The following is a 22,852-nucleotide window of genomic DNA, read 5'->3' as shown; positions in this document are numbered from 1 at the left end:
TCAGGACGCTGCGGGACCGGGGGTGCCGCCGCCGAGCCGGTACGCGCCGATGGTCCGCCACACGCCGTCGTCGCCGTGCTCGTACACGTGGATCTCCGGGACGTGGAACCGGGCCTCGAAGTCCGCGAGCTCCACGAAGGCCCGGTCCAGAGCGGCGTCGTCCACGTCGTGCGCGATCGTCACGTGCGGGTGGTAGTGGAACCGCAGCTCCTGGGCGAGCACGCCGGAGCGCACTGCGACCTCGAGCCCCTCGCACGACGCGATGCCCTCGACGACCTGCACGAACACCACGGGCGAGACCGGGCGGAACGTCGCGGTGCCGCGCAGGTGCACGGTGAACGGCGGGTGCGCTGCCGCGACGGCCCGCAGGTGGCGGTCGACGTCCGGCAGCGCCGCCGTCGGCAGCACGGTGGGGCCGAGCAGCGTGATGTGCGGCCGGATCAGCTCCGCGGCCGGGTCCCCGACCCGCGCCCGGGCGGCCTCCAGCGCACCGGCGAACGGCTCGGGCACGCTGACGGCCACACCGATCCGGAGCTCCTCGCCGAACGGGCCGGTGGGGTTCATGCCGTCCCGCGGCGCGGCAGCAGGCCGAACCGCTCCGAGATCCGCCCGAGCGTCGAGCGCGCGATGACCCGGGCCCGCTCGGCGCCGTCCGCCAGCACCGCGTCGAGCGAGGCCGGGTCGGACAGGTACCCGTCCACCCGCTCCTGGAACGGCGTGAGGAACCCGGTCACGACCTCCGCGAGGTCGACCTTGAGGTGCCCGTAGCCCTTGCCCTCGTAGTCGGCGACGATCGCGTCGACGTCGCGCCCCGTGAGCGCGGAGAAGATCGTCAGCAGGTTGGCGACGCCGGGCTGGGCCTCGCGGTCGAACCGCACCTCGCCGATCGCGTCCGTCACCGCCGACCGGATGCGCTTCGCGACCGTCTTCGGCGGGTCGAGCAGGTCGACGATGCCGTTGGGGCTCGACGCCGACTTGCTCATCTTCGACGTCGGGTCCTGCAGGTCGTAGATCTTCGCGGTCGCCTTGACGATGTGCGCGTCCGGGACGACGGCGGTGCCCTCGCCGAACCGGGAGTTCAGCCGCTGCGCGAGGTCGCGGGTGAGCTCGAGGTGCTGGCGCTGGTCCTCGCCGACCGGCACGAGCGCCGTGTCGTACAGCAGGATGTCGGCCGCCATGAGGATCGGGTACGTGAACAGCCCGACCGAGGTGCCCTCCGCCCCGTGCTTGGCGGACTTGTCCTTGAACTGCGTCATGCGCCCGGCCTCGCCGAAACCGGTCTGGCAGGAGAGCAGCCAGGCGAGCTCGGCGTGCTCGGCGACGTGCGACTGCACGAACAGGATCGAGCGCTCGGGGTCGACGCCGGCGGCCAGGTACTGCGCCGCGGTGCGCCGGGTGCGCTCGCGGAGCGCGGCCGGGTCCGGCGAGACCGTCAGCGCGTGCAGGTCGACGACGCAGTACAGGGCGTCGTAGGTGTCCTGCAGCGCGACCCACTGGGTCAGCGCGCCGAGGTAGTTGCCGAGGTGGAGGGAGTCGGAGGTGGGCTGCATCCCGGAGAAGATGCGAGGGGAGCCGGAGACCATGGGTCCATTCTGACGGTCGGGGGCCGGGGCCCGGTGGAGGGGTGCGGGCACGTGCGGGGCGTCAGGTCGCCTCGTCGTCGAACGGGGCGGGCGGCGTCGGGGGCGGGGCGGTGCCGGGGAGCCGGGAGGGGCCGGCACCGGCGGACGCGGTCGCGGCGGCGGCCGAGGTGCGTGCAGCGACGGCACCGCGCGACGACGCGGTGCCGGGCTCCGGGTCGAGCAGCGCCTCGCGCACGATCCGGCGGGGGTCGTAGCGCCGCGGGTCGAGGGCCTCCCAGTCGATGTCCTTGACCTCGTCGCCGAGCTCCGAGTCCACGCGGGTGCGGGCGTCCTGCAGGTAGTGGCGGGCCTGCTTCGTGAGGCGGGCGAGCTGCTCGGCGTACCGCGGCAGCCGGGACGGCCCGATGACGATCACGGCGACGAGCAGGATCACGAGGAGCTCGCCGCCGTTGATGTCGAACAACACCCGCCCAGGCTACCGCTCGGCGCGAGGGCGGTCGCAGCGCCGCCGTCCGGCCCCGCGTGCGGCTCCGGACGTCCGGCGGCTCAGCCCTGCGGGGACTCGTCCAGCACCACGCGCACGTCCCGCTCCGCACCGTCGTCACCGCGCACGCGCAGCAGGACGGCCTCCCCGGGCGTGCGCGCCCGGATGGCGACGATGAGCTCGTCGGGCTGCGTCACCGGTCGCCCCTCGATGGCGAGGATGACGTCCCCGGGCCGGATCCCCGCCCGGTCGGCCGGTCCGTCCGGCGTCACCGGTGGCTGACCCTGCTGCGACTCCCCTGCGACGCGCACGCCCTCCCCGGTGTAGCGGGTGTCGAGCATCGCCCCGATCACGGGGTAGGTGGCGCGCCCCGTCTCGATCAGCTGCTCGGCGGTGCGACGCGCCTGGTTCGACGGGATCGCGAAGCCGAGCCCGATGCTGCCTCCGGCGGCCGGTGCGGCCCCCGGAGGCTGCGCGATCGCCGAGTTGATGCCGACGACCTCCCCCGCGGCGTTCACCAGGGGCCCCCCGGAGTTGCCCGGGTTGATGGCGGCGTCCGTCTGGATCGCGTTGATGAACGCGGTCGCCTCGTTGCCGTCGCCCGCCGCCACCGGACGGTTGAGAGCGCTGACGATGCCGGACGTGACCGTGCCCGCGAGCCCGAGCGGCGCGCCCACGGCGACGACGGGATCGCCGACCTGGACCTCGTCGGAGTCCCCCAGCGCCAGCGGGGTCAGACCGGTGACGTCGACCTTGAGCACCGCCAGGTCATAGTCCGGGGTGCTCCCGACGACGGTGGCCGGCTCCTGCGACCCGTCCGCGAACAGCACGACCAACGACGAGCCGGCTTCCTCGGCGCCGGCCACCACGTGGTGGTTGGTGAGGATGTAGCCGTCCTGGCGCAGCACCATGCCGGAGCCCGTCGCCGAGCCGACGGCGCTCGTCGCCTCGATCGACACCACGGACGGCAGCACCGTCGCCGCGATGCCGGCGACCCCGTCGGCCGCCCGGTCCGGTGAACCGCCTGGGACCGCGGCGGGCAGGCCCGCGTCGGCCAGCCGGTCGTCCCGGTCGGTGAGGCCGGCGCCGACCAGGCCCCCGAGCAGTCCTGCCCCGAAGGCCGCGACGACCAGCCCGGCGACGACGCCCAGCGGCAGCCGGGCGCGACGGCGCGGGGCGGCGGGCGGCTCGAACGGCGGCCACGGCGCTGCGCCCTCGGGCACGACGGCCGGGCGCGGGACGGCCCCCGGGTCGGGCGGCAGCGGGGTCGGCGCGTACGGCGACGGCGGGGCGGCGCCCCGGGTGGCGGGAGGGACCGGTGGGAGGCCTGCGAGCGGGTAGCCCGACGGGCCCGCGGCCGGGTAGCCCGACGGCGCCGCGCTCGGGTAGCCCGACGGGGCGGGACCCGACGGGGCGGCGAAGGGCGACGAGGACGCCGGCGCCGTCCGGGGGGCGTGCCACGGGTCGGGCGCGGGCGCACCACCGCCGGGCGGGCCCCACGGACGGGGGGCCTGCCACCCGGGCGGAGCGGCCGGTGGAGCGGCGAACGGGTCGCCGTGGCGCGGCGGGGTGCCGCCGACCGGCGGGGTGGTCCCCGGCCGGCCGGGGACGGGTCCCGGTGCCGCGGCGGGCTCGTCCGGCGGCACCCCCGGCTGCTGCTCCCCCACCTGCGGCTCCTCCCCGTGCTGCTCGCGCCGGCCGTGCTCGTCGTGCTCGCCGTGCTCGTCGCGGGCCGTCACGGCAGGTGCACGGCGGTCGTGAGCGTGTCCCAGCCGCGGGTCAGGCGGGCGGGCAGCCCGGTGTCGAACTCCCCGCCGGGGAACCGGGCGACGACAGCCGAGACCTCCGGGTCGGTGCCGGCGGCCACGACCTCGACGACGGTGTCGCCCGACTGCCAGGCGGCGTGCCACGGGGCCGTGGACAGCACGTAGACGGTGCGGCCGGCGACGTCGAGCTGGTCGGCGGCGGTCAGGACCCCGGTGTCGAGCTGGCCGTGCTGCTCGGTGACGACGACGCCGCCGGCCGGCCCGGACAGGTCGACCTCGAGGGTGCGTCCGCCGTCGCGCTCCCGCACGGACGTCACGGCCCAGCCGTCCGGGATCTCGGTGGGGCAGGTCCACCCGTGCGCCCGCATCCAGTCCAGGTACTCCTGCGTGGTGGCACCCACCGCGGGCTCGCTCGGCGCGGCCACCGCGACCGCGGCAGGCGCCCCCGCGTCCCCGAGCACCGCCAGGGCGTCCCGGGACGCGGTCACCGGGGCGACGTCCGGGCGGTCGCCGAGCAGGAACAGACCGACGGCGACCATGCCGAGCCCCGTCAGGGACCCGACAGCGGCGCGGAACCGCCGGCGGCCCTGCCCGGGGCCGGGGAACCCGCGGCCACCGAGCACGCCGCCGGACCCCAGCACCTCACGGCCGAGCACCCGTCCGGTGACGCCCGTCCGGGCACCGACCACACGGCCGGACCCGAGGACCTCGCCGCCGAGCACACCGCGCCCCCCGCCGAGCAGGCCCACGAGCCCGGTCGCCGCCGGGGACGGGCGGGCTGCGCCGGCGGGCGGGACGAACGGGTCCATCCGACCCGGAGCCGCGTGGCCTGCCGGGCCGCGACGCGGGTCCCCGGTCCCCGGGCAGCCGCCGAGAGCCAGCAGCCGGGCGGTCAGGTCCCCGGCCGGGCGGACGTCGTCCGCGTCGGAGAGCACACGGCGGGCGGCCCGGGCGGCGGCCAGGTCGGCCGCGCACCGCGGGCAGCCGGCGACGTGCACCAGGGCGCGCTCGGTCGCCGCCGGGCCGAGCTGCCCGTCGACCAGGGCGCTGATCCGGTCCCCGAGGTGGCCGCTCATCGTGCCCCCGCGGGTGCGGGCGCGGACGGCCCGGCGGCCGGACGCCCGTCGAGGGCCCGCTCGTGCGGGGTGGCGTCCTCGGACGGCGGCGTCCGCTGCTCGCGGGGCGCACGGTGCTCCAGCGACACCCGCAGCCGGGCGCGCGCCCGGTGGATGCGCGAGCGCACCGTGCCGAGCTTGATGCCCAGCGTCACCGCGATCTCCTCGTACGACAACCCCTCGATGTCGCACAGGACGACGGCCGCGCGGTACTCCGGCGGCAGCTCGTCGAGCGCGCGCTGGACGTCGACGTCGAGGTTGTCGTGCTCGAACGCCCGCTCGGGGCCCCCGTCGGACGTGGGGTACCGGTCGCCGTCCTCGCCCATCGCGTCCATGCGGATGCGCTGCCGGCGGCGCGCCTGGTCGAGGAACAGGTTGGTGGTGATGCGGTGCAGCCAGCCCTCGAACGTGCCGGGCGTGTACGTCGACAGCGACCGGAACACCCGCACGAAGACCTCCTGCGTGAGGTCCTCGGCGTCGTGCCGGTTGCCGGTCAGCCGGTAGGCGAGGCGGTACACGCGCGCGGAGTGCTCCCGGACGATGGCCTCCCAGCTCGGGGGCTGCCAGTCCGTGTCGGGCACCGAGGTCGCCATCCAGGTCCTTCGTCTCAGGAGCCGCGGGGCGCGGCGCGTGCCCCAGTCTCCCAGGGCGCGGGTCCCCGTGCGAACCGGTTCCCCTCCTGCTCACGCACAACGCGCACACACTCCGCACCGTTCCCGCGGGTTCCGCCGGTTCCCGACCGGTGCCGGGCGTGACGCGCGCCCGCGCCCGGCCGCCCTCCGCGCGTCGCCCGCGGCCGCGCCGCCCGGGCCGGGTCGCCCACTAGGCTGGCCTGCGTCGACGTCCGCCCCTCTCGAACCGTCCGCAGGAGGACACCATCGCCACCGACAAGGCCGCCAGCTGGGTCTACGCGGAGGGCTTCGTGCCCGAGGACGACACCCTGCTGCGCGCCCGGGACCGCGCGGGTCAGCTCGGCTGCACGCCGGTGGCTCCCGGCACGGGGGCCACGCTGACGGTGCTCGCCGCCGCGGCACGCGCCCGTGCGGTGGTCGAGATCGGGACCGGTGCCGGGGTGAGCGGCCTGCACCTGCTGCGCGGCATGCCCGGCGACGGCGTGCTGACCACGATCGACGTCGAGGTGGAGCACCAGCGGGCCGCCAAGACGGCGTTCGCGGAGGAGGGCGTGCGCCCGGCGCGCACCCGCACGATCTCGGGCCGGGCCCTCGACGTGCTGCCGCGCCTGACCGACGGCGCCTACGACCTCGTGCTCGTCGACGCGGACATCGAGAACTACCCCGCCTACGTCGAGCAGGCGGTCCGCCTGCTGCGCCCCGGTGGCGTTCTCGCCGTCGACGACGCGCTGTGGCACGACCGTGTCGCCGACCCGGCGCGCCGCGACGAGGCGACGACGATCGTCCGCGAGACGGGCCGGCGCGTGCGGGAGGACGAGCGGCTCCTGCCCGCGCTGCTGCCGGTCGGCGACGGGCTGCTGGTGGCCGTCCACCGCTGATCCCCCCGGCCGTCGGGTGGCGGTGCGTCCCGGTCGCGCGCCGCTCCCTCTCGGAGTCGTCGGGCGCGGGGCGCGTCCCCGCTCGCGGTCCGGCCGCGCGCGGACTGCCCCGGAGCCCCGCCCGCCGGGCGTCGGGTCAGCGCAGCGCCGCGAGGTACCGCAGCAGCAACCGGGCGCCGAAGCCCGTCGCCCCCTCGGTCACCTCGTGCTTGTCCGCCGTCGACCGCGCCGGCCCGGCGATGTCGAGGTGCGCCCAGGTGCGGGTGCCCACGAACTCCCGGAGGAACAGCGCGGCGGTGATGGAGCCGCCGCCCTGCTTCGGGTCGATCGGCACGTGCCGCAGGTCCGCCACCGTCGAGCGCACGGCGTCGGCGTAGTCCTCGACGAGCGGCATGGACCACACGGGCTCGCCCGACTCGACGGCGGCGGTCTCGATCGCCCCGGCGAGGCGCGGGTCGGTGGCGTAGAGCGCCGCGTGCTGCTTGCCGAGCCCCAGGCTGGCCGCGCCCGTGAGCGTCGCGACGTCGAGCAGCACGTCCGGGTCCAGCGTCGCGTCCGCCCACGCGAGCGCGTCACCGAGCACCAGCCGGCCCTCGGCGTCCGTGTTCGCGATCTCGACGGTGCGTCCGCCCCACAGGGTCAGCACGTCACCCGGCCGGTACGACGCGGCGCCGACGTGGTTCTCCGCGAGCGGCAGGACCGCGGTGACGCGGTGCGGGACGCCGGCGGCGGCCGCTCCGAGGACCGTGGCGAGCGCGACCGCGGCCCCGGCCATGTCGGTCTTCATCGGGACCATGGACTCGCGCGGCTTGATGGACAGCCCCCCGGTGTCGTACGTGATGCCCTTGCCGACCACCACGACGTGCCGGGCGCGCCGGGAGCCGCCGTCGGCGGGCGGGTCGTACGCGACGGTCACGAGCCGCGGGGTCGACGCCGAGCCCGACCCGACGGCGAGGATGCCGCCGAATCCCTGGGCGGCGAGCTCGCGGGGGCCGAGGACCTCGACGCGCAGCCCTGCGTCGCGGGCCAGTGCGGAGGCACGGTCGGCCATCCAGGCCGGGTCCTTGGTGCTCGACGGGGTGTTGGCCAGGTCGCGGACGAGCCACGTCGCCGTGGCGCCGCGCACCGCGTCGTCGAGCGCGGCCTGGGCCCGGACCCCGTCGCGGCCGACCACGACGAGCTCGGAGGCGGGTGCCTCACCCGCCGGCGCGGGGGCACCGATGCGCTGCACCCGGTAGGCGGCCAGCAGGTAGCCCTCGGCGAAGGCACGCACGGCGCGCGGCCCGTCGCCGCCGGGCTCGGTCGCGACGGTCGTGAGCACGCGCCGCAGCCCGCGCGTGGCGCGCGCCAGGGCTGCGCCGGCGCGTCGCAGCTCGTCGGGGGTGCCGGCGCCGACGCCCACGAGGACGAGCCGGCGCGGCAGGCCGTCCCAGGGCAGCGCGGCACCCGCGCGACCGACCGGCCGCGGGAGGAGCAGGGTCCACGCCTCGCCGGGCGCGCCGGTCAGGCCGGCGCGCTCGGCGACCTCGGCGAGGTCGATGCCGTAGCGGGCGGCGGCGTCGGCGGTGCCGCGGCCCGGCTGGAGGTCGGTGTCGTCCGGTGCGGGCGGGGCGACCGGGACGGCCACCGCGTCGACGTCCGCCTCCAGCAGGAGCGCGGAGGACGCGAGCGAGCCGCCCACCAGGCCGACCGCCGGCACCGGGCGGCCGATGCGCACCTCGGGGTGCGTCACGGAACGTGCCACGACGGAGCGAGTCCCCGAGCCGTCAGGAGACGACGGAGGTGAGGGCCTCGCCCAGCTCCTGCGCCTCGGTCGCGTTGAGCTCGACGACGAGCCGGCCACCGCCCTCGAGCGGGACCCGCATGACGATGCCGCGGCCCTCCTTGGTCACCTCGAGCGGACCGTCACCAGTCCTCGGCTTCATCGCGGCCATGCGGGGCTCTCCTTCGCGTCGTGCGTCCCGGGACCCGAACGCGCTGGTCCCGCCGCGGGCGGGGCCGGTGCGGACAGGGCGCGGATCAGCGGATGTCCGTCGGTCAGTCTAGTTCACCGGGGCGACGAGCGAGGCAGGGAGCGCCCGCTCACGCGCGCACCGGTGGTCACGGCGGCCACCCGGAGGGCGGGACGAGACGCCAGATCCACCACACCCACACCACCTGGAGGACGAGCATCAGGACGGCCACCGCGGCCGTCCACGCCCACCGCCCGGCACGCGGGCGCGTGACCACCCCGGCGGTCGCGGCACCGAGGGGGAACGCCAGCAGCAGGAACCGCGCGAGGCTGCTCCCGGGCTCCACCGCGGCCGCGAGGTACAGCAGGTAGGCGGCGGACCAGGCGTGCAGCTCCCGCCCCAGACGCCAGGTCGACGGGGCGACGAGGCTCCCCACCACGACCACGGCGGCCGCGAGCACGACCCACGGGGCGGCGCTGCCGAACCAGAACTGCGGCACGTAGGCCCACCCGGCGAACGGGGCCGTCGTCGGGGACCCGCGCCACGCCTCCTGCGTGAGCAGGTACGCGTCGGGGACCCCCGTCACCCAGCCGCACACCACCAACCACGCGAAGCCGGAGACCACCGAGGTCAGCGCGAGCGCCCCGAGGCCGAGGACGTCGCGGCCCGGCGGTCGCTGCCCGGTGGCCCGCCACTCCCGCCACCGGACCAGCGCGTGCACCGCGACGACGACGGCCATGGGCAGGGCGACCGCGCGCGTGAACCCGAGCGCCAGCACCGCCAGGCAGGCCCAGCCGTAGCGGCGCGTCACGACGGCCAGCAGCGACGCTGCGACGAGCAGCAGCGCGAGCGCCTCCGTGTAGCCGACCTGGAGCACGACGGACGTCGGGAACACGCTCACCAGCAGCACCGTCGCCAGCGGCAGGCCGGGCCGCGCCGCGACCGCCCGGGGTGCGCCCCGGACCACCGTGCGGTGCACGAGCAGGACCGCGCCCGCGCCGAGCAGCAGCGACACCGTCGGGGCGACGACGGCCCACGACCCGCCGGTGACCGCCATGACGCCGCGCACCAGCAGGGGGTAGAGGGGGAAGAACGCCCACTCGTTCTGCTGGACCAGGCCGTCGGCACCCACCGGCAGCGTCGCGGGGTAGCCGCCCTCGGCGATCCGGCGGTACCAGGTGGCGTCCCACATCAGCCCCGCGTAGTCCGCGTACCCCGGCGCGGCACCCGTCCAGCCGGTGGCGGCCTGGTGCCGCGCGACGACGAGCAGCACCACCGCGGAGAAGGCACGCGCCGCGGCGTAGACACCGAGCGCCTGCGCCCACCACGGCCAGGTGCGGGCGTCGAGCGGCCGCACGGCCGGCACCGGCACCGGGGGCCCGTCCGCGCCGGCGCCCGCCCCCCGCGCGCCGGCCCCCGTCACCCCCGCTCCCGTCACGCCAGGCCCCGGACGGCCCGCGCCGGAGGGGCGTCGCCGCGCAGCGCGGCCACCATGTCGACGACGCGCCGGGTCGCGCGCACGTCGTGCGCGCGGAACACCCGGGCACCCAGCCACGCCGCCACCGACGTCGCCGCGAGCGTGCCCTCGAGGCGGTCCTCCGGCGGGAGCCCGAGCGTCTCGCCCACCAGGTCCTTGCGCGACAGCGCGACCAGCAGCGGGTGCCCGAGCGTCGTCAGCGCGGCGGTCCGGCGGACCAGGTGCAGCGAGTGCCAGGTGTTCTTGCCGAAGTCGTGGGTCGGGTCGACCAGCACGCTCGCCGGGTGCACGCCGAGCCCGACCGCACGGGCCGCGGACGCCCGGAGCGTGGCGAGGACGTCCAGGAGGACGCCGTCCCGGGGGTCGGTGCCCGCGGGCGCGTCGTCCGGCAGCGGGTAGGACACGCGCAGCGGGTCGGTCCGGGGCGGGAGCCCGCCGGTGTGCGAGCAGACCACGCCCAGCCCGCGCTCCGCGGCCACCTCCACGAGGGCCGGGTCGTGGCCGGCCCAGGTGTCGTTCAGCAGGTCGGCTCCGGCGTCCGCGGCGGCGCGCGCCACCTCCGACCGCCACGTGTCGACGCTCACCAGGAGGTCCGGGTGCCGCCGACGGACCCGCTCGACCAGCGGCACCACGCGCGCGATCTCCTCGGCGGCGTCCACGGCGGGACCGCGGCCGGCACGCACGCCGCCCAGGTCCACGAGGTCGGCGCCCTCCTCCTCGGCCCGCGCGACCGCGGCGTCCGCCCCCGCGTCGTCGTACCGGGCGGCGGCGTAGAACGAGTCCGGCGTCCGGTTGACGACCGCCATCACGACCGGGCGCTCCGGGCCGTACCAGCGGCCGCGCAGCAGCAGGGGCGCGCCGGCGGCCGGGACCGCCGGGGCCGCGGAGTCGTCAGCGGCCACCCGACCCCGCCTCCGCCTCGCTCTCCGCGGTGGCTCCGGACTCCGCTGCCGCCTGCGCCCGCGCCGCGTCACGGGCCGCCTCGCGCTCGGCCTCGCGCAGCTCGACGCCGCGGTCGCGGACGATGCGGACCGCCTCCTCCGGGTCGTCCACCAGACGGAGCAGCTCGAGGTCGGCCTCGCGGACCATGCCCCGCTCCAGCACCGGCCCGCGCAGCCACTCGAGCAGCCCGCTCCAGTAGTCGGTGCCGACCAGCACGATCGGGAACTCGGTCACCTTGTGCGTCTGCACGAGCGTGAGCGCCTCGAACAGCTCGTCGAACGTCCCGAACCCGCCGGGCAGCACGATGAAGCCCTCCGCGTACTTCACGAACATCGTCTTGCGGGCGAAGAAGTAGCGGAAGTTGACCCCGAGGTCGACCCACGGGTTCATGCCCTGCTCGAACGGCAGCTCGATGCCGAGGCCGACCGACAGGCCGCCCGACTCGGAGGCGCCCTTGTTCGCGGCCGACATGATGCCCGGCCCGCCGCCGGTGATCACCGCGTAGCCGGCCTCCGCCAGCAGCCGCCCGACCGACTCGCCCAGCGCGAAGTCAGGGTGCTCGGGCAGCGTCCGCGCCGAACCGAACACGCTGACGGCCGGGCCGAGCTCCGCGAGCGCCCCGAACCCCTCGACGAACTCGCTCTGGATCCGCATGACGCGCCAGGGGTCGCCGTGCAGCCAGTCGGAACTGCCGCCGCCGGACAGCAGCCGCTGGTCGGAGGTCGTGGCGGGGATCTGCCCGCGCCGGAGCAGCACCGGGCCCTTGCGGTAGCCGGAGCCGGGTGCCGGGAGGCCGTCGTCGCTCATGGGAGCCGACTCTACGGTCAGCGGCGCGGCGCGGCGGCGTGACGTGCGGCGACGGCGGATGGCGGCCGGGTGAACGGCACGTGGCCCGGCGTCAGGCGGTCAACCACGCGCGCAGGGCCTCGTGGCACAGGACGAGCTGCGCCACGGGCAGCCGCTCGTCGTCCTTGTGCGCGAGCAGCGGGTCGCCGGGGCCGAAGTTGACCGCGGGGATGCCGAGCTCGGCGAACCGCGCGACGTCGGTCCAGCCGTACTTGGGTGCCGGTGCGCCCCCGGTCACGCCCAGCACCGCCGCGGCGAACTCGGCGGCCGCCGGGTCGTCCAGCCCCGGACGGGCACCGCCGGCCGCGTCCGTGACGACGACCTCGAACCCGGCGAACAGCTCCTCGACGTGGGCGGTGGCCTCCGCCACCGTGCGCGACGGGGCGAAGCGGTAGTTCACGGTGACGACGCAGCGGTCCGGCACCACGTTCGTGGCGACGCCGCCGCTGATCAGCACCGCGTTCAGCCCCTCGCGGTACACGAGCCCGTCGACCTCGACGGACGCGGGCTCGTACGCGGCCAGCCGGGCGAGCACCGGCGCGGCGGCGTGGATCGCGTTGACCCCGGTCCACGCGCGGGCCGAGTGGGCGGCGACGCCCGTCACCCGGACCTCGGCGCGCAGGGTGCCGTTGCAGCCGCCCTCCAGGCCGGCGTCCGTCGGCTCCCCCAGCACCGCGAAGTCCGCCTCGAGCCACTCGGGGTGCCGCCGGACGACCCGGCCCAGGCCGCTCAGGGAGGCGTCGACCTCCTCGTGGTCGTAGAACACCCACGTGACGTCGCGGGTCGGCGCGGTGAGCGAGGCGGCCAGCGCGAGCTGCACGGCGACGCCGCCCTTCATGTCGACCGTGCCGCGCCCCCACAGCACCGCGTCCTCACCCTCGCCCTCCAGCCGGGTCGGGAGGTTGCCCGCCACCGGCACGGTGTCGAGGTGCCCGGCCACGACGACCCGCGACGCGCGACCGAGGTGGGTGCGCGCGACGACCGTGTCCCCGTCGCGCAGCACCTCCAGGTGCGGGTACGCGGCCAGGGCCGCCTCCACCGCGTCCGCGAGCGCCGCCTCGTCCCCGCTGACCGAGGCGATGTCGCACACGCGCGCGGTGAGCGTCGTGAGGTCGGCGGTCAGGTCCAGCGGGGTGGTCGTCGTCACGCCGCGACCCTACCGCCGGGCGCCGGGCCGGCCCCGGACGGCCCCGGACGGCCCCTAGGCTGGTGGCATGACCGACCGCACCGCCTGGGGCTGGGGCCTGGCCACCGTCGCCGACTCCGGGACCGTCCTCGACACCTGGTACCCGCAGCCCGCGCTCGGCGCCGCACCGGACGACGTCCCGTGCCCCCCGGAGCTCGCCGACCTGGCCGGCACCGACCCGGCCCGCGGGGTGCGCACGGAGACGGTGCTGACGGTCGTCGACCTGGACGCCGCACCCGCCGGCGCGTCCGACGCGTACCTGCGGCTGCACCTGCTGTCGCACCGGCTGGTGCGTCCGAACACGATCAACCTCGACGGGCTGTTCGGCGCGCTGCCGAACGTCGTGTGGACGGACCGCGGGCCCTGCGCGGTCGAGGGCTTCGAGGCGACCCGCGCCCGGCTGCGGGCGGCGACCGGGCGGCCGGTGACCGTCTACGGCGTCGACAAGTTCCCGCGCATGGTCGACTACGTGCTGCCGTCGGGCGTGCGCGTCGCTGACGCCGACCGCGTGCGGCTCGGCGCGCACCTCGCGCCCGGGACGACCGTCATGCACGAGGGCTTCGTGAACTTCAACGCGGGCACGCTCGGCACGTCCATGGTCGAGGGCCGCATCTCCCAGGGCGTGGTCGTCGGCGAGGGCAGCGACATCGGCGGCGGCGCGTCCATCATGGGCACGCTGTCCGGCGGCGGGCGGGAGCGGGTGTCGATCGGTGAGCGGTCGCTGCTCGGCGCGAACGCCGGGCTCGGCATCCGGCTCGGCGACGACTGCGTGGTCGAGGCGGGCCTCTACGTGACCGCCGGCACCAAGGTGACGCTGGTCGGCCAGACCGGCCCCGACGGCGCGCCGCGGGTCGTCAAGGCGCGCGAGCTGTCCGGCGCCGACGGGATCCTGCTGCGGCGCAACTCCCTGACCGGCGGGGTGGAGGCCGTGGCCCGGACCGGGACCGGCATCGTGCTCAACGCCGCGCTGCACGCGAACTGAGCGCCGTGGCGCGACGGCGGTCCCGGCTCGGCTGCGCGGCGGTGACCGCGCTGGCCGTGCTCGCGGGTGCCGTCGGCGCGGTCGTCTGGACGCTCGACGCCACGCACGACGACACGGCGTCCCGGCGGTGCACGGCCACCGTCGACGGCGCCGTGTGGGACCTGTCGGCCGACCAGGCGGACAACGCCGCGCTGATCGCCGCCACCGCCCAGCACCGCGGTCTCCCCGCGCGCGCCGTCACGATCGGGCTGGCCACGGCGCTGCAGGAGTCACGCCTCATCAACATCGACTACGGCGACCGCGACTCGGTGGGGCTGTTCCAGCAGCGGCCGTCCCAGGGCTGGGGCACCGTCGAGCAGATCATGGACCCCGTCTACTCCACCGGCCGGTTCTACGACGGCCTGGTGGAGGTGCCGGGCTACACGGAGCTGCCGGTCACCGAGGCCGCGCAGGCCGTGCAGCGGTCGGGGTTCCCGGACGCCTACGCGCAGCACGAGGCCCGCTCCCGGGCGTGGGCGTCGGCCCTGACCGGCTGGAGCACGGCCGCCCTGCACTGCGACCTGGACGCGCCCGGCGGCCCGGGCGACCCCGACACCGTCGCGGCGCGGGTCCAGCGGGACTTCGCGGGCAGCGTGACGGCCGTGGCCGACGGTTCGGCGACTGGCGAGGAGGGGCCGGTGGTGCTGCTCGAGGCCGGGGGCCTGGTCGCGCTCGCCGGAGGCGATCCGGCGCGCGCAGGGTGGGCCGTCGCGCAGTGGGCGGTCGCCGCCGCGGAGGCGCTCGACCTGGCGACCGTCGAGGTCGGGGACGCCCGCTGGTCACGCGGCGGCGACGGGTGGCAGGCGGGCGCGCTCGCCGAGGCCCTCGCCCCGGGCACGGTCGCGCTGACGCTGCCGCCCGCGCGCTGACCCGCGCCGGGCCACGCGCCGGCTCGGCGCCAGGCCCGGCGCGTGGGTCCGACCGGCCCGGGCGTCAGCTCAGAGCCGCGAAGCTCGTGATCTCCGCACGGAGCTGCTCCGCGAGCTCGGCGAGCCCCGCCCCGTCACCGCCGTCGGCCGCCGCAGCGACCGCGGCCACCTGCGTCGACATCCCGGCGATGATCTCGTCGATGCGGCCGATCGCCCGGCCGGCCTCCTCGGCGGCGGCCTGCGCGGCCACGACCTGGCGCGCGATGTCGTCCGACCGCCCCGCGGAGTCGTCGGCGAGCGTGCGCACCTCGTCGGCCACCACGGCGAACCCGCGCCCCGCGTCGCCGGCCCGCGCCGCCTCGATCGCGGCGTTCAGGGCGAGCAGGCGCGTCCGGCTCGCGATCGTCTTGACGAGCCCGGCGGCCTCCTCGATCTGCGCGGACGTGTCCGTGAGCTCCCGCACGGTCTCCCGGGAGTCGTGGGCGGCTCCCGTCGCCGAGCGCGCCGCGGCGGCGAGCGACGCAGCCGACGAGGCGAGCCCGTGGGCGGAGTCGGCGACCCGTGCTGCCACCGCGACCATGCGCTCCGCGAGGTCGGACCGTTCCGCCTGGTCCCGCGCCGTGCGCTGCGCGGCGGCCTCGAGCCCCGCCCGGGCGGCGTCGATCCGCACGGCTCCGTCGCGGAACGCCCCTGGCATGCCGCGGCGCAGGAACCGTCGGTGGAACCGCCCTTCACCGGCCGCGGTGAGCGACGCCTGCGACTCGCGCACGTACGCGTCGACGACGTCGGCCAGCCGGTTCAGCGCGGTACGAGCACGCTGCACCGCCGGATCGCCCTCGAGGACCGGCAGCCGGCCCTCCAGGTCGCCGTCGGCCACGCGGTCGCAGAACGCGGCGACGAGCTCGAGCGACCGCCGGGTCTCCTCGTCGACGCCCGGGACGACGTGCCCGTCCTCTCGCCCGGGACGCCCTCGCCGCATCACCGGGCACCCGCGGCGGGTGCGTCGGAGGCGTCGTCGGCCGCGGCCAGCGACCACACGAACTCGTCGTACGTCGCCCCGGCCTCGGCCAGCGCGGCGTCGAGCGCGGCACGGCCCGCCGCGATCCGGTCCGGCGTCCGGGACTGCGCGTCCTCGACGGCGCGGATCCGGGCGTAGAGGTCCCCCACCGCGCGGCGGGTCGCCGGCGGCACCCACCGCCGGTTGGAGTGGTAGCCGACCACCGAGCCGTCCGGCGCGAACGACGGCGTGACGTGCGCGAGCACCCAGTAGTGCCCGCCGTCCGCCGCGAGGTTCACCACGTAGGCGAAGATCTCCCGCCCCGTCGGGATGACCTCCCACATCAGCTGGAAGACGGCCCGCGGCATCGCCGGGTGCCGGATCAGGTTGTGCGGGCTCCCGAGGATCTCGTGCTCGGCGTAGCCGCTGACGCGCACGAAGACGTCGTTGGCGTAGGTGATGACCCCCTTGGGGTCGGTCTTGGAGACGATGATCTCCTCGGGACCGAAGGTCCGCTCGACGCCGGTCGGCCCCGCTGCGCGCCGCCCTCGCGCAACGTCGGTGGGCCGCCGGGTCCCGCGCACGGGCGCGGTCGACGTGGGCGACATGCTCCCTGCATCGGTCCGGCTACTGGCGTTCTGACCGATTCGTCCTGCGGAAACGCAGGGAAGCGGTTGCCGGTCGTCAGCGCTCCGTGACCGCCCGATAGTCGCGCGCCGGCGAGCCGGAGTACACCTGGCGCGGCCGGCCGATCTTCGTCTGCGGGTCCGTCATCATCTCCCGCCACTGGGCGATCCAGCCGGGCATCCGGCCGAGGGCGAACAGCGGCGTGAACATGCGCTCCTCGAAGCCCATCGCCTTGTAGATGAGCCCGGTGTAGAAGTCGACGTTCGGGTAGAGCTTGCGGGAGATGAAGTACTCGTCCGACAGCGCGATCTCCTCGAGCGTGCGCGCGATGTCGAGCAGCTCGTTGTTGCCGCCGAGCGCCGCGAGCACCGCGTCGGCGCTCTCCTTCACGATCGCCGCGCGGGGGTCGTAGTTCTTGTACACGCGGTGCCCGAAGCCCATGAGGCGGACGCCCTGCTCCTTGTTCTTCACGCGGCGCATGAAGTCCGAGGCGTCGCCGCCGTTCGCCTGGATCTCGGCCAGCATCTTCAGCACGGCCTCGTTCGCCCCGCCGTGCAGCGGGCCGGACAGCGCGTTGATGCCCGCGGCGACCGACGCGTACAGGTTGGCGTGGCTGGAGCCCACGACGCGCACGGTCGACGTCGAGCAGTTCTGCTCGTGGTCGGCGTGCAGGATGAGCAGCTTGTCGAGCGCCCGCACCACGGTGGGGTCGACGTCGTACTGCTGGTACGGGACCGCGAACGTCATCCGCAGGAAGTCCTCGATGTACCCCCGCGAGTAGTCGGGGTACAGCAGCGGCTCCCCGCGCGACGTCCGGTGCAGGTAGGACGTGATCGTCCGGGTCTTGGCGAGGATGAGCACGGTCGCGAGCTCGACCGTCTCCGGGTCGAACGGGTCGAGCGACTCCGGGTAGAACGTGGCCAGCGCGTTGATCGCCGACGACATCACCGCCATCGGGTGGGCGCCCGACGGGAACGTGCCCATGAACGTGCGGAAGTTCTCGTGCACGAACGTGTGGCGGTTGACGCGCTCCACGAACGCCTCGAGCTGGTCGGCCGTCGGCAGCTCGCCGTTGAACAGCAGGTACGCGACCTCGAGGAACGAGGACTTCTCGGCGAGCTGCTCGATCGGGTACCCGCGGTAGCGCAGGATGCCGGCGTCGCCGTCGATGTAGGTGATCTGCGACTCGCAGGACGCGGTGTTCATGAAGCCGGGGTCGACGGTGACCAGGCCGGTGTCCCGCAGCAACGACGACACCACGACGCCGTCGTTGCCCTCGGTGGCGCGCACCACGGGCAGGTCGTGCGGGGTGCCGTTGACGACCAGCTGGACGGGCTCGGTGGCGACGTCGGTCATGGCGCTCCTCCTCGGGCGGTGTGCGGGTGGACCTCGGTCCGGTCCGCGAGGTCGATCAGGGGCCGGAGGCGGCCGCTGCGGTGCGGGCGCGCCACGGGGGTGGCGTCGGCCTGCCCTGACGCTACTTCCCGTCCGGGGGCTCGACCATCCCGGCAGCGGCCCGGCGGCGTGTGACTCGGGTCACAGGACGGGCGACGCGCGGATCAGGCCGACGGCACCGCCGCGAGGCGCTGCACGGCCGCGGCCACGCGCTCGTCGGTCGCGGTGAGGGCGACCCGCACGTGCCGCGGCGCCCCGTAGAACGCCCCCGGCGCCACCAGCACCCCGGCCTCTGCGAGCCTGCCGACGGTCGCCCAGCAGTCGTCATCGCCGCGCGCCGGCCGGGCCCACAGGTAGAGGCCGGCGGGCGACCCGTCGACCACCAGCCCCGCACCGGTCAGCGCCCCGAGCAGCGCCGACCGCCGCGCCCGGTACCGCTCGCGCTGCTCCGCCACGTGCGCGTCGTCACCCAGCGCGACAGCCATCGCCGCCTGCACCGGCGCCGGGACGATCATCCCCGCGTGCTTGCGGGTGGCCAGCAGGTCCGCCACGAGGGCCGGGTCCCCGGCGACGAACGCCGCCCGGTACCCCGCGAGGTTCGACTGCTTGGACAGCGAGTACACCGCCAGCAGCCCCGTCACGTCCCCGCCCGTCACGCGGGGGTCGAGCACGCTCGGCACGCCCTGCGAGGCCCACGGCTCGTCCCAGGGCAGCTCCGCGTAGCACTCGTCGGACGCCACGACGACGGGCCTGCCGGTGCGCCGCCCCGCGGCACGCGCGGCGTCGACGACGGCGCGCAGCGCGCCGACGTCCAGCACCCGGCCGTCCGGGTTGCCCGGCGAGTTCAGCCAGACCAGCCGCACCCGGTCGCCCCCCGGGCCTCCCAGCAGCGCCGCCGGGTCGTCGGTGGCGACCGGCTCGGCGCCCGCCAGGCGTGCGCCCACGTCGTACGTCGGGTACGCGGCCGCCGGGTGAGCGACGACGTCACCGGCCCCGAGACCCAGCAGGGCCGGCAGGAACGCGACGAGCTCCTTGGACCCCACGGTCGGCAGCACACCGGCCGGGTCGAGCCCCGGCACGCCGCGCCGCCGGGCGAACCACGAGACCACCGCCTCCCGCAGCGCGGGCGTCCCCCACGTCTGCGGGTACCCCGGCGCGTCCGCGGCGTCGGCCAGCGCGCGCCGCACGACCTCCGGCGTCGGGTCCACCGGGGTCCCGACGGACAGGTCCACGATCCCGCCGGCGTGCTCCCGCGCGCGGTCGGCGTACGGCGCGAGCGTGTCCCAGGGGAAGTCCGGCAGGGCGCCGGTCAGCAGGCCCACGCGCTCTACTCGCCGTGCACCTGGAGCGGCAGCGTCGCGATGATCGGGTGGTCCTTCTCGATCACGCCCATCTTGGCGGCGCCGCCCGGCGAGCCGAGGTCGTCGAAGAACTCGACGTTCGCCTTGTAGTACTCGCTCCACTGCTCGGGGACGTCGTCCTCGTAGTAGATCGCCTCCACCGGGCAGACCGGCTCGCAGGCGCCGCAGTCCACGCACTCGTCGGGGTGGATGTACAGCGACCGCTTCCCCTCGTAGATGCAGTCGACCGGACACTCCTCGATGCAGGCCTTGTCCTTGACGTCCACGCAGGGCTGGGCGATCACATACGTCACGGTGCGTCCTCCACGCGCGCGGCCTCGGCGGGGGCCGGCGCGGTCGCAGGTCGGGTCCAGTTGGTTCGTCCTAGTATCGCTCACCTGCGCACGGACGGCGCAGCCAGGGACGGAGGCACCGGTGACCACCGACGACGGGACCGACCCGGCCGCGCCCTGGCGCGCCTGGCGCCCCGGGCAGCGGGTCGTGGTCCGCCGCCGGCTCCCCGCCGGCGAGCCGCAGCCCTACACCGACGTGCTCGGCGAGCTGCTCGCGGTGGACGACGCCGGGGTCACGGTCCGGACGCGGCGCGGCGGCGACGTGCGGGTGCCGGGCGACCAGATCGCGATCGGGAAGCTCGTCCCGCCCGCCCCGCAGCGGCGGCCCCGGCGCTGACCGCCGCCGGGGCGTCGGGGACCCCCCTCAGCCGGCGGGCGGCGCCGACGCCGGGTCCGGGCCGCACACCACCTTGTTCTGGGGCTTGTACGTCCACGTCGACGGTTCGACCGCGACGACCTCGCCGTTGAGCGCGATCGTCCGGGTGACCGTGATGCGGAACCCGGGGTTGCCGGCGGACTGCGGTTCGCACGTCGGGGACTGCGAGTACACCGTGGTCGGCTGCACGACGTTCGTCTTGGGGCCGGACTCCGAGGTGACCTCCCAGTACGGCGTGCCCCACAGCCGCACCCAGGTGCGGCCGTCGGCGACCCACGCCTGGACGAGCACGCCGTGCGGGGTGTTGTTCTTCCACCGCATGTCGAGCGTGCCCGTGTAGATGGTCGCCTCGCGGCCGGCCGGGTAGCGCTGGAACCACTCGGAGTGCGGCTTGTGCTCGATGTCCTCCATGCCGGCCTCGTAGGCGGCGTTGTACGTGGTGGTGGACAGCTGCGAGAGCCCGCCGCCCCACGCGTCGGTGTGCTCGCCGTTGACGATCGCGCCGGCGGTGGTGAAGCCGTGGGCGGCGTCGATCGGGCCGAGGGCGTCGGTGAGGCTGAAGATCTCGTCCGGGCGCACCAGCGTGCCGTTGATCGCGGCGGCGCCCGCGGTGATGTTCTGGGTGCGCCGCGGCTCGCTGGTCAGCGGGGTCGAGAACTCCGAGACGACCTGCGTGATGCCGAGGTCCTCGAGCGCCTTCGTCGTCTGCGCGGGGTCCGACTCGACCAGCTCCACCTCGGTGGTCCGCTCGTCCGCCACGGCGGCGCCGGCGACGGCTGCCGCCAGCGCGTCGGGGTCGAGCGTGGTGCCCGGGACGCCGGGGACGATCACCGGGCTGCCGCTCGACAGGTCGAACCGGGCGTCCGAGGCCGTGGTGAGCAGGTCGGTGCTGCGGGCGAGCACCGCGTCCACGAGCGCGGGCCCGTCCATCCGCAGCACCAGGTCGCCGTCCTCCGGCACCATCGACGACACCGAGGTCAGGACGTCGACCGGCAGCTCGACGGTCTGACCGGCGACCTGCACGGCCACCGGCGCGGCCGTGACGCGCGAGGCGACGTCCTGCAGCGCGGCGTCCGTCTCCTCCTGCGTGATGTCGGGCTCGACGACCTCGGTCGGCAGCTCGAGCGGTCGCGCGGCGGTCAGCCAGGTGTCGACGAGCTCCTGCCGGACGGCGTCGACGTCGAGCGACCAGCCGTCGACCGCGTCGACGGCGTGGGCGTCGCCGTCCGCGAAGACGACCGAGCCGTCGACGGGGGCCAGGCTCAGGGCACCGCCCAGCGTGTCCAGGGCCGCGTCGAGAGCGGCGTCGTCGACCTGGGTGACGGGCGGCTCGGCCTGCCCGCCCACGACGTGCTGCCACAGCCGCTGCGGGCGCAGGTCCGCGCCGGTGAGCCGCTCGACGGTCGCGTCGACGTCCAGGGCCAGCCCGGCGGCGGCCGGGTCCAGGGAGCCCGTGATGTCCTGCGCGGTGACGGGCACCGCCTCGGTGGCGAGGTCGCCGAGCCCGTCGGTCAGCGCCCGCTCGGCGTCGGCCGTCGTCATGCCCCCGACGTCCACGCCGGCGACGGTCGTCCCGCGCGGCACGCGGTCGGCGAGCGCGTACGCGGCACCCACGTAGCCGCCCCCGAGCACGACGAGCACGCCGACGACGACGAGCACCGTGCGCAGCCAGCGGCGGCGGGGGCGGTCCGCGTCGAACTCCTCGAGCGGCGACCACGCACCGTCGTCCGGGCCCTCGGGGTCCACCACGGGCTCCGTGCCCTCCGCACTGCCCTTCGCCATCCGGTTCCCCCTCGCGAGACCCCGCGGGTGCGCTCCGTGCGCTCGCCGCCAGGGGCCGATTCTACGGGCGGCCCCTGACGCTCCCGCGGCGCGTCCCACGGTGCGCCCCCGCGGCGAGATCACGACTTCGCAACGATTCGATCCCGCAGGTCAGCGGACCGGCCGCAGGCGCCGCCGCAGGTGCACGAGGCTGCCCGACCCGGGGTCGCCCTCGCGCGCGGTCAGCACCTCCCCCAGCACCACGTCGTGGTCGCCCGCCGCGACGACCTGGACGGTCCGGCACTCCACCCAGGCGGCCGCCCCCGACACCCACGCGGCGCCCGACCGCGGGGCGCGGACGTGCGGCACCCGGTCGAGCTGCCCGATGCTCGGCCGGCCCGGGGACGCGAGCCAGTCCGCGACCGGCGCCTGGTCGTCCGCGAGCACGCTCACCGCCCAGGTGTCCACGTCGTCGAGCGCCTCCCGCAGCCGCGCGTCCCGGTGCACGCAGAACAACAGCATGGGCGGCTCCAGCGACACCGAGGTCACCGCGCTGGCGGTCATCGCGTGGTCGAGCCCGCGCCAGCGCACGGCGAGCACGACGACGCCCGCGGGCAGCCGGCCCATCGCCGCCCGGAACGCGTCCGTCGCCGCGCCTCCGCCCGGGTCGCCGTCGCCGTACAGCGGGTCTACCGACGCGTCGGTCACGGCGTGCTCGGCCGGCGCCGCAGCGGCACGTCCGCGAACCACGCCCCGGGGGCGAGCACCGCGCCCAGCGCCACGGCGAGGGCTCCGACCGCCCAGACCCAGCCGATCGCGCCGGCCGCGGGGACCAGCACGTCACCGCCCGGACCGCGCCCGGAGAGCACCTGCACCGCCAGGAAGAGGCCCGCCAGCAGGGCCGTCGACGCGATCCGCCCGCCGCCGGCCCGCGCGACGACGGCCACGGCCAGCACGAGCAGCAGCCCGACGACCAGACCCCAGGGGCGCGTCGAGCGGTGCAGCACGGTGCCGACGGCACCGGCGACGACGCCGAGCAGCACGGCGCCCAGGGTGCTCAGGACCAGGCGGGAGGTGAGGGGCGGCACGGGCGCCAGGCTACGTCCGCCGCGGGCGCCGCGTCACGCCGGTCGGGCGGCGCCGGCGGACCGGCACCGGGCCGGCGTCGCGCGGCGCCGGGACCGGCGGGTCGCGCCGCCGTCAGGTCCGGCGGGGTCGCGCCCGTCAGGACCCGCGAGCCGTGCCCGTCAGG

At 76.4% G+C, this 22,852-nt stretch carries 24 protein-coding genes; 4 read left to right on the top strand and 20 right to left on the bottom strand.

The window, feature by feature from the left end; translation table 11 throughout:
* The 6 genes from K5O09_RS04405 to sigE all read right to left on the bottom strand — a co-directional run bounded on the left by K5O09_RS04405 (position 1) and on the right by sigE (position 5,541).
* Positions 1-564 (bottom strand): 2'-5' RNA ligase family protein, encoded by a 564-nt coding sequence (locus K5O09_RS04405; protein WP_222171612.1) that lies wholly within the window; start codon positions 562-564, stop codon positions 1-3.
* A complete protein-coding gene (gene trpS, locus K5O09_RS04400) occupies positions 561-1,583 on the bottom strand; it encodes a tryptophan--tRNA ligase (RefSeq protein WP_222171611.1) in 1,023 nt (340 codons plus the stop codon). The genes K5O09_RS04405 and trpS overlap by 4 nt, the downstream gene beginning before the upstream one ends.
* A 61-nt stretch (positions 1,584-1,644) precedes the next feature.
* Entirely contained in the window at positions 1,645-2,049 is a 405-nt protein-coding gene (locus K5O09_RS04395; protein WP_370635519.1) for a twin-arginine translocase TatA/TatE family subunit, read from the bottom strand.
* An 80-nt stretch (positions 2,050-2,129) separates the two neighbouring features.
* Positions 2,130-3,806 carry a S1C family serine protease gene (locus K5O09_RS04390; protein WP_255596120.1) on the bottom strand — a complete coding sequence of 559 codons (1,677 nt, stop codon included), beginning with the start codon at positions 3,804-3,806 and terminating at the stop codon, positions 2,130-2,132.
* Positions 3,803-4,909 (bottom strand): zf-HC2 domain-containing protein, encoded by a 1,107-nt coding sequence (locus tag K5O09_RS19410; protein WP_222171610.1) that lies wholly within the window; start codon positions 4,907-4,909, stop codon positions 3,803-3,805. Before K5O09_RS19410 ends, K5O09_RS04390 begins: the two co-directional genes overlap by 4 nt.
* Positions 4,906-5,541, bottom strand: a complete 636-nt coding sequence (sigE, locus tag K5O09_RS04380) for an RNA polymerase sigma factor SigE (protein WP_222171609.1) — start codon at positions 5,539-5,541, stop codon at positions 4,906-4,908. Before sigE ends, K5O09_RS19410 begins: the two co-directional genes overlap by 4 nt.
* Positions 5,542-5,825: 284 nt before the next feature.
* On the opposite strand from sigE, the gene K5O09_RS04375 reads away from it, so the two are divergent.
* Entirely contained in the window at positions 5,826-6,458 is a 633-nt protein-coding gene (locus K5O09_RS04375) for an O-methyltransferase (protein ID WP_222172588.1), read from the top strand.
* Positions 6,459-6,594: 136 nt separating this feature from the next.
* On the opposite strand, the gene K5O09_RS04370 is transcribed toward K5O09_RS04375, so the two are convergent.
* The 6 genes from K5O09_RS04370 to dapE form a co-directional block, all read right to left on the bottom strand.
* Positions 6,595-8,202 carry a M17 family metallopeptidase gene (locus tag K5O09_RS04370; protein WP_222171608.1) on the bottom strand — a complete coding sequence of 536 codons (1,608 nt, stop codon included), beginning with the start codon at positions 8,200-8,202 and terminating at the stop codon, positions 6,595-6,597.
* 22 nt (positions 8,203-8,224) lie between these two features.
* On the bottom strand, positions 8,225-8,392 hold the full coding sequence (locus K5O09_RS04365; RefSeq protein ID WP_082812748.1) for a DUF3117 domain-containing protein: 168 nt from the start codon (positions 8,390-8,392) through the stop codon (positions 8,225-8,227).
* A gap of 166 nt (positions 8,393-8,558) precedes the next feature.
* Positions 8,559-9,833, bottom strand: coding sequence for a hypothetical protein (locus tag K5O09_RS04360; RefSeq protein WP_255596117.1), 1,275 nt, complete (start codon positions 9,831-9,833; stop codon positions 8,559-8,561).
* An 11-nt stretch (positions 9,834-9,844) separates the two neighbouring features.
* Positions 9,845-10,789: a dihydropteroate synthase gene (gene folP / locus K5O09_RS04355; RefSeq protein WP_222171607.1), complete on the bottom strand. Its 945-nt coding sequence runs from the start codon at positions 10,787-10,789 to the stop codon at positions 9,845-9,847.
* A complete protein-coding gene (locus K5O09_RS04350) occupies positions 10,779-11,636 on the bottom strand; it encodes a TIGR00730 family Rossman fold protein (protein WP_222171606.1) in 858 nt (285 codons plus the stop codon). Before K5O09_RS04350 ends, folP begins: the two co-directional genes overlap by 11 nt.
* Before the next feature lie 91 nt (positions 11,637-11,727).
* Positions 11,728-12,822 (bottom strand): succinyl-diaminopimelate desuccinylase, encoded by a 1,095-nt coding sequence (gene dapE, locus K5O09_RS04345; protein WP_222171605.1) that lies wholly within the window; start codon positions 12,820-12,822, stop codon positions 11,728-11,730.
* Between the two features lie 67 nt (positions 12,823-12,889).
* Here dapE and dapD point away from each other — a divergent pair, with 67 nt between their 5' ends.
* Both dapD and K5O09_RS04335 read left to right on the top strand, forming a co-directional pair.
* Positions 12,890-13,843, top strand: coding sequence for a 2,3,4,5-tetrahydropyridine-2,6-dicarboxylate N-succinyltransferase (gene dapD / locus K5O09_RS04340; RefSeq protein WP_222171604.1), 954 nt, complete (start codon positions 12,890-12,892; stop codon positions 13,841-13,843).
* 41 nt (positions 13,844-13,884) lie between these two features.
* Positions 13,885-14,751 carry a hypothetical protein gene (locus K5O09_RS04335; RefSeq protein ID WP_255596115.1) on the top strand — a complete coding sequence of 289 codons (867 nt, stop codon included), beginning with the start codon at positions 13,885-13,887 and terminating at the stop codon, positions 14,749-14,751.
* 64 nt (positions 14,752-14,815) lie between these two features.
* Here the strand turns inward: K5O09_RS04335 and K5O09_RS19405 are convergent, their stop codons facing one another.
* The 5 genes from K5O09_RS19405 to fdxA form a co-directional block, all read right to left on the bottom strand.
* Positions 14,816-15,730 (bottom strand): methyl-accepting chemotaxis protein, encoded by a 915-nt coding sequence (locus K5O09_RS19405; RefSeq protein ID WP_304518601.1) that lies wholly within the window; start codon positions 15,728-15,730, stop codon positions 14,816-14,818.
* A complete protein-coding gene (locus K5O09_RS04325; RefSeq protein ID WP_222171603.1) occupies positions 15,730-16,356 on the bottom strand; it encodes a PAS domain-containing protein in 627 nt (208 codons plus the stop codon). The genes K5O09_RS19405 and K5O09_RS04325 overlap by 1 nt, the downstream gene beginning before the upstream one ends.
* Positions 16,357-16,432: 76 nt before the next feature.
* Positions 16,433-17,731 carry a citrate synthase gene (locus tag K5O09_RS04320; RefSeq protein ID WP_222171602.1) on the bottom strand — a complete coding sequence of 433 codons (1,299 nt, stop codon included), beginning with the start codon at positions 17,729-17,731 and terminating at the stop codon, positions 16,433-16,435.
* A gap of 203 nt (positions 17,732-17,934) precedes the next feature.
* Positions 17,935-19,092 carry a succinyldiaminopimelate transaminase gene (gene dapC / locus K5O09_RS04315; protein WP_222171601.1) on the bottom strand — a complete coding sequence of 386 codons (1,158 nt, stop codon included), beginning with the start codon at positions 19,090-19,092 and terminating at the stop codon, positions 17,935-17,937.
* Between the two features lie 5 nt (positions 19,093-19,097).
* Entirely contained in the window at positions 19,098-19,424 is a 327-nt protein-coding gene (gene fdxA / locus K5O09_RS04310) for a ferredoxin (RefSeq protein ID WP_222171600.1), read from the bottom strand.
* A 121-nt stretch (positions 19,425-19,545) separates the two neighbouring features.
* On the opposite strand from fdxA, the gene K5O09_RS04305 reads away from it, so the two are divergent.
* Complete coding sequence (locus K5O09_RS04305; protein WP_222171599.1) at positions 19,546-19,800, top strand: hypothetical protein; 255 nt, start codon at positions 19,546-19,548, stop codon at positions 19,798-19,800.
* 27 nt (positions 19,801-19,827) lie between these two features.
* On the opposite strand, the gene K5O09_RS04300 is transcribed toward K5O09_RS04305, so the two are convergent.
* The 3 genes from K5O09_RS04300 to K5O09_RS04290 form a co-directional block, all read right to left on the bottom strand.
* A complete protein-coding gene (locus tag K5O09_RS04300) occupies positions 19,828-21,621 on the bottom strand; it encodes a VanW family protein (protein WP_222171598.1) in 1,794 nt (597 codons plus the stop codon).
* A gap of 150 nt (positions 21,622-21,771) precedes the next feature.
* On the bottom strand, positions 21,772-22,308 hold the full coding sequence (locus K5O09_RS04295) for a flavin reductase family protein (protein ID WP_255596111.1): 537 nt from the start codon (positions 22,306-22,308) through the stop codon (positions 21,772-21,774).
* Positions 22,305-22,688, bottom strand: a complete 384-nt coding sequence (locus tag K5O09_RS04290; protein WP_222171597.1) for a hypothetical protein — start codon at positions 22,686-22,688, stop codon at positions 22,305-22,307. The genes K5O09_RS04295 and K5O09_RS04290 overlap by 4 nt, the downstream gene beginning before the upstream one ends.
* Positions 22,689-22,852: the final 164 nt, after the last annotated feature.

Origin of the sequence: Cellulomonas sp. C5510, assembly GCF_019797765.1 — a bacterium.
Lineage (GTDB): Bacteria > Actinomycetota > Actinomycetes > Actinomycetales > Cellulomonadaceae > Cellulomonas.
This window is presented reverse-complemented; position numbering and strand designations above follow the sequence as displayed.